Annotated in this window: 10 protein-coding genes; all 10 read right to left on the reverse strand. The window is 44.9% G+C overall.

Annotated features, from left to right (window positions below; all coding sequences use genetic code 11):
• Positions 1–9 precede the first annotated feature (9 nt).
• The 10 genes from AC5ZC7_RS18720 to AC5ZC7_RS18765 all read right to left on the reverse strand — a co-directional run bounded on the left by AC5ZC7_RS18720 (position 10) and on the right by AC5ZC7_RS18765 (position 18,512).
• Complete coding sequence (locus tag AC5ZC7_RS18720; protein ID WP_496157376.1) at positions 10–1,737, reverse strand: RagB/SusD family nutrient uptake outer membrane protein; 1,728 nt, start codon at positions 1,735–1,737, stop codon at positions 10–12.
• A gap of 29 nt (positions 1,738–1,766) precedes the next feature.
• Entirely contained in the window at positions 1,767–5,165 is a 3,399-nt protein-coding gene (locus AC5ZC7_RS18725) for a SusC/RagA family TonB-linked outer membrane protein (protein ID WP_496157375.1), read from the reverse strand.
• 115 nt (positions 5,166–5,280) lie between these two features.
• The gene (locus AC5ZC7_RS18730) at positions 5,281–6,444 is read right to left on the reverse strand and encodes a FecR domain-containing protein (protein WP_496157374.1); all 1,164 of its coding nucleotides are present in this window, start codon (positions 6,442–6,444) and stop codon (positions 5,281–5,283) included.
• 145 nt (positions 6,445–6,589) lie between these two features.
• The gene (locus tag AC5ZC7_RS18735; RefSeq protein ID WP_496157373.1) at positions 6,590–7,186 is read right to left on the reverse strand and encodes a sigma-70 family RNA polymerase sigma factor; all 597 of its coding nucleotides are present in this window, start codon (positions 7,184–7,186) and stop codon (positions 6,590–6,592) included.
• A gap of 646 nt (positions 7,187–7,832) precedes the next feature.
• On the reverse strand, positions 7,833–9,719 hold the full coding sequence (locus AC5ZC7_RS18740; RefSeq protein WP_496157372.1) for an alpha-galactosidase: 1,887 nt from the start codon (positions 9,717–9,719) through the stop codon (positions 7,833–7,835).
• 64 nt (positions 9,720–9,783) lie between these two features.
• Positions 9,784–11,154 (reverse strand): glycosyl hydrolase family 18 protein, encoded by a 1,371-nt coding sequence (locus AC5ZC7_RS18745; protein ID WP_496157371.1) that lies wholly within the window; start codon positions 11,152–11,154, stop codon positions 9,784–9,786.
• The gene (locus tag AC5ZC7_RS18750) at positions 11,129–11,314 is read right to left on the reverse strand and encodes a hypothetical protein (protein WP_496157370.1); all 186 of its coding nucleotides are present in this window, start codon (positions 11,312–11,314) and stop codon (positions 11,129–11,131) included. The genes AC5ZC7_RS18745 and AC5ZC7_RS18750 overlap by 26 nt, the downstream gene beginning before the upstream one ends.
• Positions 11,315–11,334: 20 nt before the next feature.
• Complete coding sequence (locus tag AC5ZC7_RS18755) at positions 11,335–13,512, reverse strand: alpha-galactosidase (RefSeq protein WP_496157369.1); 2,178 nt, start codon at positions 13,510–13,512, stop codon at positions 11,335–11,337.
• Between the two features lie 71 nt (positions 13,513–13,583).
• Positions 13,584–15,311 (reverse strand): RagB/SusD family nutrient uptake outer membrane protein, encoded by a 1,728-nt coding sequence (locus tag AC5ZC7_RS18760; protein WP_496157368.1) that lies wholly within the window; start codon positions 15,309–15,311, stop codon positions 13,584–13,586.
• A gap of 21 nt (positions 15,312–15,332) precedes the next feature.
• Positions 15,333–18,512 carry a SusC/RagA family TonB-linked outer membrane protein gene (locus tag AC5ZC7_RS18765; protein ID WP_496157367.1) on the reverse strand — a complete coding sequence of 1,060 codons (3,180 nt, stop codon included), beginning with the start codon at positions 18,510–18,512 and terminating at the stop codon, positions 15,333–15,335.
• Positions 18,513–18,572 lie beyond the last annotated feature (60 nt).

Consider the following 18,572-nt stretch of genomic DNA (forward strand, 5'->3'; position numbering starts at 1 on the left):
TTAAAATACCTACCAACCAGCATTCTGGGTGAGGATGGGAAGCGCCACTATCTTAGATTGCGGTACCGGGAACAGGTAACGCTTAGGTGTAAATTTCAGCGGCTGTCCGTTTTGCTCATTCATCTCATACACCTGGTAGCTTTTTCCATCTGAACTGATCGCTATACCATGTTCTTTGCCATTCAGTTCCGGTATGGCCACCCCGGTATTTTCATAACCTTGTTTCAGGCCACCGGTCAGCTGCATGCCCCATCTCAGTAATGACCAGTAACGGTCACCTGTTTCGAGGATCATATCAATATGCCGTTCTCTTCTATAATCATTCCACAGGTCTTCATTGGAAGAAGTAATATTATTTTTAAATCCACCGTGTACCTGGTAGGTTTTGGTGAGATATATGCGCGCAGCGCCTTCATCACCCAAACGTATACACGCCTCTGCGTAGTTCAGATAGGCTTCTCCCAAACGGAGTACACTATAACAAAAATCGGTAGGATCAGAATACCAGAGCTTTTTGGCCTGGTACACATACTTTGCAAACAGGTAACCCGTCACGGATGCACCACCATTGATGTTGCCTCCGTTCAGTGGCTGCACATTGGAAGATGCGTTGCCATCTGCTCTGAGGTAGGCCCAGTTACCAAAGTATTTGGAACTGTCGCATACGATAGAAGCATAGAATCGGCTATCCCTGTTTTTATACATTTTCTCGTAAGCACTTCCGCCTGTTTGATTATAAATGGTTTGGTCCCACTTCCTTTCTTTCCCATCAACATCTGTTACCAGGTAATCGTCTACCAGATCCTGCGTAGGGGCATAATTCATCCATCCCTCTATGGATTCTTTCAAAGGAAATTTCTGCATGGCGGTTGCAGTAAGTTTGGAGGCCAGCATGTCGCTGTTGCATACCAACGCCTGCATTGGTGTGCTGGAAAAACTAGTATTGGTGTTTTTCATCTCAAATACCAGGATGTTTTCCGGAGAGGCAATTGCAGTGCTGTAGGCATTGAAAAGATTGGTGTAGCTGTCCAGGCTGTACTGCCCCAGTGCAAATAACTTATCACCTGTCGCTCTTACAGCAGTATAATAACTGTTGTCATTGAGGTAGGCGCCAGCCTGTAAAGCCACTCTCATCTTCAGCGCATAGGCAGCCCCCTTCGTTGCACGTCCCCTGTCATTAGTCTGCGGCAACAAATCAGCAGCGGCATCCAGGTCTGTCAAAATGAAATCATAGGTTTCTTTCAGGGAAGAGCGGCCTATGTTGAAATCACTTTCTACGGTCAGTACATCTTTTACCAGCTGTACACCACCGAAACGGAAAGCCAGGTTGGAGTAGATAGCCGCACGCAGGAAGTGGGCTTCGCCGAGAAACGTATTTCTTTGTACAGCAGTGAAAGGAGAAGCTGGTATATTTTTCAATACCATGTTCACGCGGCGTATGTTGCCGAATGCGCTCCAGCCCTCATCATTGTTCCGGTCTATCTGCTCTGTTTTTTCGGATGTGTATCCCCCTCCCCATGGATGGTTTCGGATACTTTTTGTATTGGCGTCAAAGTCCCAGGAAAAAATATATCCCATGCAATTGGAATAACATTCATATATATAGCCCTGCGCCAGGCCATAATTATTCCATACATCACTGCCGGTATATGTATTCAGCGGCTTGGTATCCATTACCCTCGAACAGGAGGTAAAGGTCAGGAAACACGCTATGGTTAATATGATATAGTATCTCATTTTCAGACTTATTTAATGCTTTAAAATACTTAGAACCCTATCCGGATGCCCACTGAATAAGTTTTGTTTACGGGGTAAAAGAAGTTGTTGTTGTCTGCCAGTTCCGGATCAAAATATTTCTTTACCGGTGAAAAGGTCAGCAGGTTGTTACCACTTGCGAAAGCCGACAATTCAGTAAATGGGCTGGTTTTCTTCAAAAACTGTCTGAAATTGTATGACAACGTCACACTTTTTAATCTTACAAAGCGTGCGTCTTTTAACCAGAAAGTGCTGGTTGTATAATTATTGCCGGAGTTCATGGAATTGTTTCCTGCTCTGGGGAAATCAGCACTTTTGTTATCAGCCAGCCAGTAGTTCTTCTGGAAGTCGAAGTTGATCCTGTTTAACCCCTCTCCTCCTTGCAGATAGCCACCGAGATATACATTACGTGTTCCGGAACCCTGGATGAGTGCATCGAACCGAAGCCCTTTGTATTCCAGTCCGAACGGAATACCAAAGGAGAACCGGGGAGAAGAAGATTTTCCTATGCGGCGGAAATCCTGCGCATCTATTTTACCATCGCCGTTGGTATCTTCCAGCCACACATCTCCCAGGCCCAATGCAGAAGATGTAATACGGCTGGGGTTATTAAGGATATCATCAAAATTCTGATACAACCCATTGGAACTGTACATGGCGCCGTAATAATCCTGGTTTACACCCTGGTTACGGGTATAAGGGTTGGTCAAAGAAGCACTGTCTTCATTTGTTCTTTCCCATAGATAATTGAAATAGGTAACATTGACGCCCACATAGCCTTTCAGGTTTTTGTTAACGTTGAAATTATAATTGAAAACAGCATCAATCCCCTCTTTACGGGTAGCGGCATCTGTTAATACCTGCGGTAATCCCTGTCCCAGCGGATCAGTATAACGATAGGCCGGGCTCCCCAGGATGTTGGTAGTACGTGTAAAGAAATAATCAATGTTACCGCTAAGCTTTTTCTTCAGACTTTCAAACTCAATACCGAAGTCACGTGAGCTGGTGGAAAACCAGGTGATATTCTGGTTGCTGACGGTGAGCCCTCCTTCATAATAACCATTCTGCAGGTTGCCATTGGCTACATAGGTTTGTGTATGCACACCATATTGTGGCAGATAGGCATACTTTGTTCCCCCTATGGAGCCTACCTTTCCGTACGAACCTCTAAATTTGAAATAGGAAAATACGTTATCCAGGTGGGCGTTTTCATAGAATTGCTCTTTCGATATGACCCATCCTGCACTCACAGACGGAAAAAATCCGAAACGCTTGGAGGGTGGGAAATAATCAGAACCATCATAACGACCGGATAATTCCAGCAAATATTTCTTCGCATAATCATATTTGATCCTTCCTACATAACCTACTTCTCCCCACTCACTCGCGGAACCATCATTCACTTGTGTAGCTGCATCACCTGCAAACATCTGGTCGATAGCGGTGGAAACGTAATTTTTTCTCTGGGCACTAAACCATTTGTTGTTTCCTCCCCTGGTAACTGATACCAGTGTAGCCCCCAATGTATGCTCACCGAAGCTGGTATTGTAATCGGCCTGTAGCTCCACGTTGTAAGAACGGGAATTGCTGTTGGACTGTGTCAATGTAGGGTTTGGCGTGGGGTAGATAGTTCCGTCTGCATTGTACTGCGTTGCCAGTACATCAAATGTTTTGCTTGGATTGGAACTGAAAACGTAATCGCCCAGCGCTTTTAATGTCAGGCCCTTTACCCAGGGAACATTCCACGTGAAGGTGAGGTTACCATCATTAAAAAATGTTTCAGACCTGCTGTAACCGGGTGACCTCATTTCCGCCACTGGATGATCCACCAATGCAGCCAGGCTGCCATCTTTATTAAATGCCTTTTCCAGTGGGCTTTTGGCAACAATATGACTAAAAATACTACCGGAACCTGCCGGAGGTTGCGTGCTATAGGTATAATATCCATTGAGCCCAAGCGCGATAGTAAGGCCGGTAGCATCGAAAGTAGTACTGAGTTTGGTATTATACGAAAATCGTTGTACCCGGAAAGAGTTATTTACATAGTTACTTCCCTGATCGAAGTAACCCAATCCTGCGTAATATTTGGTATCTTTTGTACCTCCGTTTACAGACAGGTTATGATTCTGCTGACGTGCGTATTTGCGGAAAACCAGTCCATACCAGTCCGTATTGGGGTAGGTATCCGGATCCGTACCGGTCTTTATTTTGTCTAGTTGCTCCGGGGTGTATACGGAGTATTTGCCGTTACCTGCCGCTTCACCAATAGCGTTAGCCACCAGTGCTTTATCGGTGCTGTTGATTAGTTTGGGGAACAGATTGGGGGTGTTCCAGGCGGTGTTATTGGAATAAGAAAATCTTGGTTTACCGGTTTGTCCGCTTTTGGTAGTCACCTGTACGATACCAGCAGAAGACTTGGCACCATAAACAGCTGTAGCAGCAGCATCTTTCAGGAAGCTGATACTTTCGATATCATTCATGTTCAACGCTACAAAAGCGTTCTGGTCACGAATAATTCCATCAATTACATACAACGGTGTACTTTGCCCGATTAGCGGTTCTCCACCCCTTATCGTCATAGAAGGTACGCTACCTGGTTCTCCACCGCTGAAGTTGACTACGACGCCCGCTGCACGGCCCGCCAATGCAGATTGAATGTCTGTATAAGGTGCATCTTTGAAATTATCTGTTTTAACCGTGGTGATGGAGCTGGTTAGTGTTTGTTTAGACTGTTTACCATAACCCACTACAATGATTTCATCTACTTTACTGGCAGAAAATTTCATGGAGACATTGATCTCTTTGCGGCCGCCTACTGCGATGACTTGTTCCTCATATCCTACAAAGGAAACGATCAGCTGATCAGCAGCATCTACAGTGAGTGTAAAGGCGCCCTGGTTATCGGTAGCCACCATTTTATTCTTCCCTTTCACACGGATAAACGCCCCGGGCAAAGGGTTTCCTTTTTCATCTGTAATAATACCATTGACCACGATCGGCGCAATTGCCGGAGACGTCTCTTGTGATACTTCAGCTTTTTCCTTGATCACTACTGTTTTGCCAACAATAACATAACTAAGCGCCTGATTCTTAAAACATGCATTCAGTGCTGCGCTCAGGGATGCATCTTGTATATCGACTGTTATCTTCCCCCTGCTTTTTAGCAGGCGATCGTTGCTAAAAACCTGGTAACCGCTCTGGCGACTAATTTCCCGGAAAACTTTTGCGAAGGATGCATCTTTTAAATGCAAGGTGATATTTTGGCCAAATCCCTTGGCGGAGGCTTGTAAACAGGCTAATAACAAAAGGAACCCTGTTACTTTCATAACTGACAGGACGCCGGCTGACTTTCGGAAGCAATTCGCCTTCCATCTGCCAACGAGGAATTGCCTATGAAATTTTAATTTCATAACTTCATGTGGTTTAGGTTGATAAAAAACAATTGGTCTATTGTGAACTATACTGCCTGAACTATCCGCCGACAGTGTTCCACCACTGTCGGTTTCTGTTTATTCAGTCCGTTTTCTAAGGATTTACTAATACTATTTTCCCTTTTACAGTAGCGGTAACCCCACTATAATCAAGTATCTTCAGGAATTCCGACAAACTTGCACTGATGGAAATGGAGCCCGTAAAACGTTCGTTAGGTACACCATTGGGATATTGTACCGTGATATTATACCAGCGTGCAGCCTGTCTCATCATTGTCTGAATATCTGTTGCATCAAATACAAACAACCCTTCTTTCCATGCCAGTACATCATCCAATTCCACATGCTTCAAAACCGTCAGTGAACTGGCGACACGCACCTGCTGCCCTGGTGAGATCACCACAGATTGTTTCGATTGTCCTCCGGAAACCCTTACTGCGCCGGATATCAGCGTGACACGCATTTCCGGTTCATCATCATAAGCATTGATGTTAAAATGTGTGCCTAATACCTGTACTGAGAGATCCTTGTCTGGACGGGCCACTACAAAGGGAAGTGCCGGATTGGACGCTACTTCGAAATAACCTTCCCCATTGATAAGCACTCTTCTTTCCTTACCTGAAAACGTGGTGGGATAAGTAAGCGACGAAGCAGCATTCAGCCATACTTTGGTACCGTCAGCCAGCACTAAAGACATTGGCCTGCTGCCCGCAGGAATAGTAAGGGTGTTGTACTGCGTCTCCAAATTGTGTCCATCAGGAACATACACAATTTGTCCGCTGTCATTCTTTAAGATATTAGTGGCTGCCTGGCTGGCAAGCAGGCCATTTCCGGCGCTATCAAGCAGTATTCGTTTGCCGTTAGCTAATGTTAGCACGGCATGCGTAGCAGATGGAGCGGGAATATCTTTCGCCCGCTTTTCCACAGTGGCTATACTTTTCATTGGCCGCCTATTGTTCAGGAAAACAAGCGTGAGCCCCGCGGTCAACAGCAATGCCGCCGCAGCAGCAACTCTCCAGCGAAACCCATGACGCGGCATGACAACTGCAGATGTTTTCTCAGCGGCAATTTGGGCACGTAAATGCTGCCATGTTTCTGCCTCAAATTCTTCTTCACTACCGGATATCAGGATCGCCTCTTCCTCTCCGGCATTTATTTCGTCATACCAGGCATGCAGCTGATTGATTTCGGCTTCGCTTGCCGTACCGTCAAAATACTTACGGGCAATCAGCTTTATTGCTTCTTTACTAAGATGCATAAGTCCTGGCTTTTTTATTTATACAGGGTAATAATTAGAATAGATACCTGTGCGGGAAGTTTATACGCAGCAAACGGCATTTTTTTTTGAAATAAAAAAAGGAGGGTAAAAAAGTAACGCAAACAAAGGTTCCGGATATCAACATTCAGGAGAACCATTCCCATGCAGCATACAAAGCAGACAATACAAAGACCGCTGTGCGCAATGCCTTTAGCTTATTACGCATAATGTTCATGACCTGACTTATATAGCGCTCAGCGGTACGTGAGGATACCCCCAACCGTTGCGCTACCTCTTCAAGCGGCTTGCCCAATAATTTATGATCGATAAATATGATGCTGAATTTCTCCGGTAGATCACCGGCATATTTCACAAGTATATCAAGGAGTTGCTTGTTTTCCAAATCAAACGCAAGTACTTTTCCCTCCTGACCTGCGATACCAGCATGTACTTCGTGCAGGGCATGCCTCCGATGCTCTTCAGCCAGATAACGGTATACTGCGTGTCTTGTCATAGCTGCCAAGTAGCCTGGCAAAGATGCTATGGTAAGCCCTTCCCGCTTTTTCCAAAGATTCAGAAATACACGCTGGATAACCTCTCTCGCTTTTTCTGTGTCACGCAGGCGCTTGTGCGCAATAAAAAGAAGCCATTTCCAGTACCTGGTGTAGATTTCATTAAACGCTTTCTCATCGCCACTGGCTAGCAACCGCGATAACTGATCATCTGTGTAGCTTGAATACATTTAATAAGAAATATCTGATATAGAGAAACGTTTGTTCCGGCTCCCCTAGATAATATAACGTGTACTTTTCCTGTTATACCTAGTCCCTTTGTTCTTGATTTTGGCAAATAATTTTAAAGCTCCCAATAAATCACATCACTTCCTAATCTTATTTTGACTATTTCTTATGTTTTTTTGCATCTCAGTGATACCAGGTTGCTCAAATATAAAATAAGGCGGAATGAAAGTTATAACTTTCATTCCGCAGCATACCATATAACTACGCTTTTATTGCGGGCAAGACGAATAGCTGAACAAACCGCGTAAGCATAAGCGACGCAGCAAACCTTCAAACGGTATCTGATAATAATAAAGGTGTAGGAATTTCTTTCCCTGATTTTACAACTACAAGGATTGGTAAAGTAAGACTTGAATATAAACGGTATTAAATGTATGCCTGTTCCTAATTTGGCATATAAACGCGCTCTCTCATGGAGACAATGTCAGTAATCGCTTTGAAATGTTGCATCACCGGGATTATTTCTAAGGTTGACAACCCAACATAAGTCAGGATTTGCCAACCCTATTTACCAGCAAATACTTAACGCCTTTTACCCTTTGACAAACTAAAATTAATAGCCTTTTTTAAACAACCGGCTATCGATGATCAGTCAACCTTATGTGCTTCTATTAATAACGCACTATGCAGTGGCAATGACCGGATAATGTATTCATCTTTAAAATTACCCAACTCCTGACCTGTCCATTTATTCACTAGCCGATAAGTCCCTTTGGGCAATTTTATACGGCGCTCTACGGCTTGTTCTCCCCAATTAAAAACAGTGAATACTAACCGATCCCGTAAAACAATTCTCCCCACCTCGAATTTCTCATTCTCAAATCTTGCAGCTTTTCCTGTTGGGGGAATCAGCTTCTTTAAGATATTAAGCCGCTCCGGTGTAATCTTTGTCAGATCATCACCACTGAGTAGCATTCCACCGGAAGCGTATACAGTGGTTGCATGAAACAAGTATTCGTTTTCAGTAGGCCCTGTCTCTTTTTTTTGTGTATTTACGTTGTTCCCTGCTTGATCCATAATATCAGTTGCCCCTCCATCTGTCAGTAAGATACAATCCGGATCATTCCACCATAGTCTTCCATTCTGCCACCCTCTGAGCAGGTTTTCCCGGCCAATATCCCTGAAAGATTCCCATTTCCTCCAGGTGTCCATAGAACTGCGGGAGCCATGGATTAATCCCAGGGACGCCCAGATAGGATGGTTACAGCCCAACACAAACGCATCACCGGTTCCCTTCAGAATAGCTTCCATACCACGGCGGTAGGCTTCAATCCTGGTAGCTTTTTTATCATAGTGAACACCTCCATGGATAGCTCCCCAGTAGTTAGCGTCCAGCTTGAAATAGGAACAACCCCATTCCTTCCTCATTCTTGTGAAAAGTTCCGTCAGGAAGGTTTGTACTTGTGGATGAGTACCATCAAGCACATACCAGGGTCCCAGGCGCCAACCACCAAAACCAATTTTATCGGAGCGCAATGGCGCGCCACTTTCATCCTTAACAAACCAGTCGGGATGGTTCTTAAACAACTGTGATTCCGGACTGGCTACAAATGGGGCCACCCATATAGCCGGCTCCAATCCCTTCTGCTTTATTTCCTTCAATACGCTTTCCACATCGCCACCAAATGCTTTTCCCCTGTCCATCCAATCGCCCATCCATGGCTGGTAGCCATCATCAATCTGGATATACCTGAGTTCCGGCAGGTGGCCGGCAATCCATGCGGTGTTATCGGCCACATTCTTTGCCGTTACCTGTGGACCAAAGCAGTACCAGGAACACCAGCCCATTGGTACTGGTTCATGTTTTAAACGTGGGTGATGTTTAGCGATAGCTGCTGTTAACCTGTCGTACAGTTTTTCCCGGTCTGGTCCTGATATTGCCATAAATTCTTCGAGATGCCAGGTCTCTCCCGGTTGTAATACCAGGTTTTCGCAATCCAGGGAGATCCGTATGCGTTTCTCATCAAAAGAAAACCTCGATATGAATCTGTTGCAGGAGGTGGTAGCCAATAACACCCGGTCATGCGGTAGTTGCAGGGTAAGCATGCCATACGCAGTACGCATATTTTCAGGCTCCGGAATTTTGTAGTGATTCCTATCCGTATAGGTTCCGAGATCCAGCGGCTTTCCCAGCGTTCCGCCCACCTGGGCTAGTTTTTGAAATCCTTCCCCATAGATGCCAGTATTACCGGGCAGCTCATGTTGAAAATCGAATAGGACAATTTCCCGGATGCTGAGAGGTTTTCCGGAATTATTGCTGACTGACATGATGCAAGTCCCGTTGTTCCATTTTCGTAAAACCGAAACATTGGATGCTGCAGGCATTCCGGTTGCCAATATCACTTTGGCGGACGACCGTTGCAGTTTAGTTATAAAAGCCTGGCTTGTTGACTGTGGTACGTCTGTACTGAATGCCCAACTCCGCGTAATAGCGACCAGGCATGCAAATAGTAAAATTATTTTCGTCTTATGCATATTTTAATTTTTCCCCGCCCGCATCCAATGGACGGGGATGTTGATAATTAGCAAATCATAGCCACTATTGTTTGAGAAGCACCCACTGTTGATTGTAGCTGCCGTTTGCCGGATTCTGAACAACAGCCGCACCATCTGCCACAGCGCTACCCGCTATTTCAATGGCTTTATTACTATTTACACTAGTAATAACGTAGTTACCCAAATCGTTTGGCACCAGGGTATACAATTGATTCAAGGCGGTACCCGACCATATCCATTGTATCAGCGGCGCGTTGTTCGCAATGGAAGCTCCGGTAACATCGAGCGCCTTGCCACTGTTTACATTCAATATACCAAAATTGGCTCCACTCACAAAGTTAATATTCCAGAAATGTGCATTGGCCGGGATAGTGGTACCCTGTACTACCGCAGCACCGTTTGTTAAAGCCCCTCCGGAAACAAATATAACTTTGCCACTGTTAGTATTGGCGAGTACATATTTGTCGGACGAATTAAAACCATTTGGATTTGCAAAACAAAAGTTAATCAGTTTAAGCAAAGAAGTACGGTTATCCTTCGTATCACAATTAAGATGAAAAAACATCACTCCACCAAGGTTTTTCGATACGGCATAGGCCACCTTCTGCCGGATAACAGGATGACCATCATAAAACCATTGTTCCGTTGCCGAAATAGTGGCATGGTTAACGAAGGCCAGATTTACATCCCGGGCTACCACCGTATTAAAGCCTACCTGTGAAGCAGGCTGCCCATTTACATAGGTCCATGCATAAGCAGGAATTCCTGCATTAATTTTTGCAGCAGGTACTTTTGTAAGGAAGAAATCCACATCCCTTTTATAGTCCCTAAAAGTGGCGTGAGATTGAGGACTTCCGGGATGAACATAATCATAAATCATCGGGTTCAGGAAATCAAGCCTGCCATAGGCTGCTGCAGAAATCACATTACCCTGGTATGCTGCAATTGCCATAGCGAGCAGCTTTGCGTGGGCCTGCAATGAATCAGAGAGTTGTACCACGAAGTCATTATAGTTTGAAGTAATCTGATTCCCTTCATAGTCAAGGTCTATCCCATCAAAATTATTGCTCACCAGGTAAGTAACCAGGTTGTGAATATAAGCGGGCCTGTTGGCGGGTTGGAGCAAAGTAGCGCTATAACTATATGCCCCACCAATAGAGATAAAAGTACGGAGGCCCTGCAGATGCGCCTTTGTATTAAATTGAGTAATGCTTGCAGTGGTGGGTAGCACTCCCTGGCTATCGTATTGTTCCCCTATTATACACACATCGGTGATAAGGTCTGTTTGTATTGAATCGATCCATTTTCCATAATCATGATCCCCTTGCGCAAAATAGGCAAAAACCCTTTTACCATTAGGAACAGATAATAATTTTGCGTTTCCACTTTTACGTGTTGTTGCCAATGATTGCATAGACGATTTCCTTACGCCGTCTTTCCGGCATGCTGCCGAAAATAATACGGCGATTGACAGGCAACTCATCGCTGCGCATTTTAGAAGAGGGTGTTTTTTCATTACTATTGGATTTATAAGGGTTATGAATAGTAATACTAACTTCAGGCTGCTTCTTCATTGATTACGTCCGATGGTTTATCATTCCACCACTAGCCAGGTGCTGCTATTGGCTGGGATAGTAATACTTACCAATGCTTCTTTATTTGGGTTTAATGCAAATTGAATGGCCGGTGCGCCTGCTATGCTGATCTTCGCACGGTTGTTCAACCCTGCATAGTACAACGGTAATTTAATAGTCCGGGTAATGGATTGATTAAGTGGGTTAAAAAACATGGCGAAGGCCTTTTCTTTTAATTGCGGATCTACATGCATAAATCCATCCCAATCCCGGCCGGTAGGTCGTTGCAAATGAATGATATCCGCATTGAGGATGTTGCGGTACTTTTTATAGTGCGCCACCTCTTTTATTACCAATGCTTTTGTGGCTTCTGTATCATAGAGGCGATTACCCCGATAACAGGCCTGTATACCGGCACCATAATTTTGTTTCATGTGCGCTTCGTAAGCATCCAAATGTTCAGCTAATGGCTCCAGTGTAGCGGCGGCTCCACCTCCATGATATTCTACCAAAGGCACGAAAGTCCAGTTCATGCCTGGCGTTCTGGTCCAGGTACCATCATAGTTATTTTGTCTGCCTAATACCAGTTGTTGCGCACGTGGTAAAGACCAGTTCACTTCCTTATAACCAACGGACACTTTGTTGCTGCCCGATAAAAAATAAAAATCCGGGAGGTTCAGGTAAATATCTTTCTTTCTTAAAGCGGCATAAAATTTAATGCTTTCTTCCCACTGATTCCATTGGGAATCACCATATCCACGATGTCCGGGATGATCTTTTGATGCGCAGAAGTCGCCGGGATACGGCCCATCATGTTCCAGCACATCAAACCCGGTTTCAGCAATAAACCTGCTTATTTTTTCCAGGTAAGCGATGCCCCATTTACTGCCAAGGCAAGGTGCATTTCCAAACCTGGTGCCTCCTGGCTTTCCTGTAGTAACATTTATCACGTCATTTCCCGAATCAATACTACGGCTGGAAAACAAAGAATATCCACCGATTTCTATCCCCCGGGAATGGGCATAGTTGGCGAGCGACCTGAATTTTTCTATATTTTCAGCGCTGGTGTCCTCCATATTCAACCCACTTCCAAAACTCAGGATAATCATTTCATAACCTGTGGCCTTGCATTGATCAACGGCTTGTTTCACTACCTCCGTTTTACTGGAAGTCAGATGTAAGAAAATAGGGTTCTCTGTAACCCAGGGTGCCAACGTACGATACATCTTTCGTTGGCTGAGACCATTCCGCTCTCTGTCGGTTCCATCTAAAGCCAAAAAATGAGTATTGAATGTTGCCATACGTTGCCCCTGTTCCAATATTTGATCGGGGCCCTTTGCCGGCATGCTTTTCACTACACAGGGTGTCATTAAATTATAATCTGCCTGGGAGGTATAGCTTTTATCTGTTTGCCAGAAAATCGATTGGTCAGAGCTTTCATACGTAAAGCCATCAAACGCGTAATCATTCTCCAGGTGAAAATTAGGTTTCAACCATTCCTGCTTCCCGGAAGGTGAATTTGAGGGTTCACTGAAGGCGATCATTTCGGAGGTAAAATGATTCACCTGTATCTGTTTATCTCCTTTATTATTTATTTCCAGCCATTTTGAAATAAGCGGTATGCCATCATAAATTTCATAATGGACTTCCACCGAAATACCTTTAAGAGCTGGATGTTCATAATAGCAGGTCAGTTCTTTACCGCTAGCCTGCCACTGCGAACTGGCATGCCATCGCTTGTTCGTCCAGGGGATTTTTTGTTTGAGCTCACTTACTATAAATGTTTTGAATAAAAAAGAGTGAGGGAAAACATCCATTTTATCCAGCCAGTCCGGCAACAAATAAGCCTGATCAATTTGGCCGGTTAAGCCTCCTACCGGATAATTTACACTATCGATCATTACCTCGGCTTCCGGCTTTATTGCGCGCAGATATTCTTCACCGGTTACCAGGTTCCTGATACTTGTGGTAGCCATATTTGCACCCACATAAAAAGTTCTGCTGATCAGGCCATTGCTCATGACCACTTGTTGATTCCCTATCCGCGAAACCGTAGCTTTCTGTGCCGGCTTTTGGATCAACCAATCTGTAACTGCGACCGATGATTTAAATGCAGAAAGGGCTTGCGGCTGTTGTCCCATCGAAAACATGCTGTAGCCCAGCATGCATACCGTCAAACCTAATAGATATCTTTTCATGTGTAGAAAGTAAATTAAAATGAAACCAGTCAAGTCCGTTGTTCAGGACCTGACTGGCTGCTCCTCTGCGATTACTGCAGCGGATCAAAGGTTCCACCGTCCCAGCCATTTGTTTGCTGTAGCCTGGGATTTTTCTGGAGATGATCCAGGGGAATAGCATAGAAATAATACTCGTCTTTATAATTAATTTCATTGTTGGGGTCCAGCAGCTTAGGTGTTTCACTGAAGTAGCTGAAGTAATCGGTATTCAGGTTGATGGTACCCGTGGCGTACGCAGCAAAGAAATCTCCCGCTTTACCACCAAACTTGATTAACCTGATATCCAAACCTGTTCGTTTTTTGCCATTTAATACAGCGGCATATAGTCTACGTCTTCTCAGGTCCTGATCACGTTTACCTTCAAACGCCAGCTCCAGCCTTCTTTCCAGGAGAATAGCCGCTCTCATTTCCTCTTTCGACATTCCTGCTTTCAGGCCGTAGTTGCCATCGGGCCCTGCGTCGATACCGGCTCTTTTCCTGATAGCGGTTATCATATCATACCCTGCTTGTACTTTACCTGTTTCGTTGGCAGCTTCGGCATAGTTCAGCATTACTTCTGCCAATCTTATTTCTATCCAATCGGTGCCGCTATGCTCCGCATCAAATGGCTTATATCCTTCAAAAACTGTTTTCCTGGTGTAAAAACCGGAGAAGGTTCCCCCGATGGCTTCTCCTCCGCTGAATGTCCATTGGATGCGTCCTGCTTTCCCGGAAAGCGCCCAGGCATCCCCATTGTGCACTACTGTAGTAGCAAAACGCGGATCACGATTGAGCCAGTAAGTCTGGCTATTGTAGCCCGAACCCGGTGCTGTAATGGGTAATCCATTCTTCATCGGAAACGCATTCACCAGTTGCAATGATGGCTGATCTCCACCCGCATAATTCTGCGATTCCTCCAGTGGCCGGACACTGGCATCATGGGTTTGCGCGCGACCGGGATAAATGAATCGTGTCACCATGATAGCTTCTGTATTGCCGGCGCCTTCTACAAACCAGAGGTTTCTGAAATCGGGCATCAGGGCATTGCCATATTTGGTCAGTGAATCCATCGCGGCTTTGTTTACATTGTAAGCAGTCTGCCATCTTGCGGGGTCCTGGGTCGGATTAAATTGTTCGGAGGCATAGTGTAACAACACTCTTCCTTTAAATGCTAAAGCCGCGCCGCGTGTAATTCTGCCAACATTATCCGTGTTCCAGCTGGTTGGCAATAAAGCCACTGCGTTGTCGAGATCTTTTACAATCTGTGTAATACACTCCGAAGTTTTGTTACGGGATACATTCAGGTTATCTTCCAGGTTCTGCGGGGTAAGAATAATGGGGACCCCTCCGTACCTGCTGACCATCTGGAAATACAACCAGGCGCGAAGAAACAAGGCCTGCCCGATTAATGCATTTTTATCGTTTTCTGCAAACGGTGCAGCCGGCACCTGCTGCAACAGGAGGTTTATGCTCCTGATATCTGCATAAGGCCAATAATTAATTGAATTCACGGTGAGCTGACCAAACAGGATGTCACCTCCGCCGGCACCTTCATCAGATACATGATAAGTGGCATCTGGCCAGTTGGGCAATACATTCAGATATATATTATTCAGAAAGGCTGTACTCAGGTTCAGGTCTGTCCATACTTCCCCGCTTGGAATAGCTCCCAGATCAGGCTTATCCAGCACTTTGGTGCAACTCATCAATCCGGAAACTGCCATTACAATACCTATGGCAACAGCAGGGATGGAATTTTTATAGCTAAAAAAACGCTTCATAGTAAGAAAGAATTGTGATTTTTATAAGGTAACATTTACACCAAAAGTATAATTGCGGTTCAGCGGGTAAGTTACCAGGCTCTTAGCTTCAGGATCGTATACTTTGATGTGATCTTTCAGGAGAAACAGGTTCGAACTATTGAAAAACAGCCTGACACTTTTAAAAGCCGACTTGTTTTTGCGCAGAGGCACGGACCATCCCAGGTTCAGGTTTTTCAGCCGGATGAAAGAAGCATTATCCAGCCAGAACGTAGATGCACTACCTCCTCCTCCTTCATCCAGGTAGATCGGGTATTTTCCATTTGGATTTTCTGGGGTCCAGTGGTCTTTCCAAAATGCGGCACTGGCTTCTTCCTGGGTGAACCATTGCCCACTGTTCAGTAATGGCGACCGTACTTTATAATAGTTACCGGTACCCTGAATAAGCAGATCTATACTAAATGATTTCCAGGTAGCGCCCAGGGACAGATTGTAAGTAGAAGGAGGCGTTGTATAATTGGCTATAAATTCCTGGTCGTTTCCGTCAATTTTACCATCTGGTTTATCAGAAGTAGCACCGCGTATGTCTTTGAAATTAAGCATCCCTATTTTCGGCATTGCGCCATTAATAGTATACCCGGCCGGCAATGCATCCAGGTCTGCCTGTGTACGAATAATGTCTGTTGCGACGTATCCCATGATACCTCCCGGAGACCTGCCAAGCTGATTTTGATAATCCCTGATATTCTGGGCCTGGTTAATACGTACCTGTCTGCTCACGGCATAGCTGTAATTAACACCTACATTGAATGACAAGTTCTTATTGACAGACTTCCGGTAATCAACGCTTACTTCGTATCCTTTGGAGTTCATTGCACCGAAGTTTACCAGCGGATAGCTGGCTCCCCAGGTAGTAGGCACGCTGGCCCCAATATCGCCAAGGATATCCGTTCTTTTGGTAGTAAAGCGTGTGGCGGAAATATTCACGCTGTTATTGAAAAGGCTGGCATCAAAGCCGATATCAATAGATTGTTTTTTGGCCCAGGTGATATCGGCATTTGGGTATGCTCCCAGAGAGACACCATTGGAGATGTTACCAAAGATGGCCCCTGCGCTTTTCCGGTAATATTGCTCCCATTGCAGCGTGGTATTCTGCGAGCCGTCTCCATTCAAATTCGGTTCTTCACCGGTCATACCAAATGTGGCACGGAACTTAAAGTCATTGATAAACGGGATATTATCTTTAAAAAAGGATTCATCGCTAATACGCCATCCCAATGATATTGCCGGGAAGATGGCATAGCGGTTACTTGGAATAAAGTATCTTGACCCTTCGTATCTGAACGATCCTTCCACCAGGTACTTCCCGGCATAATTATAACTCAGACGGCCGAACGCGGCCAGGCGGCCGTCATCAAATTCGCTGCCACCAAGGCTATAGTTCGAAGGATCGCTACTGGCCAGGCTCAACTGATCCAGTTGCCGGGAAAGCACAAACTGATTCCGTGCATTAAAGGCATCATTGTTGATTTCACTCTGCTCGTACATGGCAGTGGCGGAAATATTATGTTTGCCAAACGATTTATCATAGTTGATATAGAAGTTCAACTGATAAAAAGAGCCGGCATTATAGGTTTCACTGATCGCATTTCCATCGTTCCGTTGCTTTGTACGTGAAAAATCGATCTCATCCCCCACCAGGTGGTTATTAGTGCCGAATCGGTTAGTGATATAAAGATTATAAGGCAAATTAAGTGTCTTACGGAAATCATGCCGGGTATAGTTAGCAAAGGTGGCCCTCAGTTTTAATCCATCTACCAGGGAGGACAGGTTATAGTTTACATCCACCAACGCCTGGTAGTTACTCCATTTTTTGCGGTTGTATCCCGTGTTTCCATTGATCACCTCTCCCGGATGCCAGGCTATCAGTGTACCCACGGGATAGCTTTTGCCATTATAGGTAACATAGTCCGGAGACATTTTACTTCTGAGCAGTAGCCCTTTGTATAAATCGGGCATATCATCGTTATCATAATCATATTCCCAGTAGGGCTTCTGATCGTTCCGGATATCTGTGGTCAGATTGAGTCCTATATTCAGATCCCTGGTGATTTTTGCATCTACTTTGGCCCTGATGTTATATTTCTGATAGTTCACATTATCAAAGGAGCCGGTTCCTTTATAAAAAGATCCACTTACAAAATAATTGATCTTATCACTGGCGCCGGATATGTTAGCTGTAGTGCGGTATTCTGTGGGGCGCTTGTAATACTTCTTCAGCAGATCAACGTCATGTGTTTTCCAGTAATCCAATTCATCTTTGGTATAATACCGGGAATCGGTGAGATAACCGGTTGGATTTATCTGCTGCAAAACATCATTTGTAAATACTGCCTGGTCAAATGCACTGAGCGTTTTGGGTTGTACAGTAGGCTCATTGATGCTATAGCTGGAGATCACATTTATCTGGGGAGGTCCGGTAATCCCTTTCTTTGTGGTTACCACGATCACCCCATTAGCGCCCCGCACACCATAAGCCGATGCGGAGGCACCATCCTTCAGCACGGAGATATTGTCTACCTCAGAAGCATCCAGTCCATCAAAGGCAAATTGATCTGAAATAACGCCGTCAATCACGAATAAAGGTGGTTTTGCGGCACCAAACCCATCGTAGGCGCGTACACGTATGCTGGATGCTTTACCGGGTTTTCCACCGGACTGGGTTATAACAAGACCGGGCACCCGTCCTGCCAGGGTTTGCGCCAACGTGGCTGCCGGTACCTCCACCACATCTTTTCCTTTCATAGAACTCACACTCTGCAACAAATTCCGCTTGCTGCTCTTACCATAACCTACTACCACTACTTCACCCAGCTCGGCATTTGTTTTAAGACTGATGATTAGTGAAGACTGCTCCGCTGGTTTCAACATAAAATTGTCGATCATCCAGGTTTTATAACCAATATAAGATACGCTGATCTGGTAAGGAGATCCCGCAACCAGGTCTGAAATAGTAAACTTTCCGTCTGTATTGGTTAATGTTGATTTTTTCTTTTGTGTATCATTTTTGGGAGTCACCGTAACGGTGGCAGATACTAATGGTGCGCCTGCTTCATCCTTGACAACGCCTGTAATTTCGGGCGTTTGCGCCTGTAACATCGCGGTACAGACCAGTATAAAAAACAAACTGAAAAACAATTTCTTTGTAATTCTTTTTTGCATAGTGTTTAAATTATTTTGGTTTTCGGGCAATAGAAGCCCCTCCCGGTAAACGGGTAAAAT

Source organism: Chitinophaga sp. 9-1-y (genome assembly GCF_059511905.2).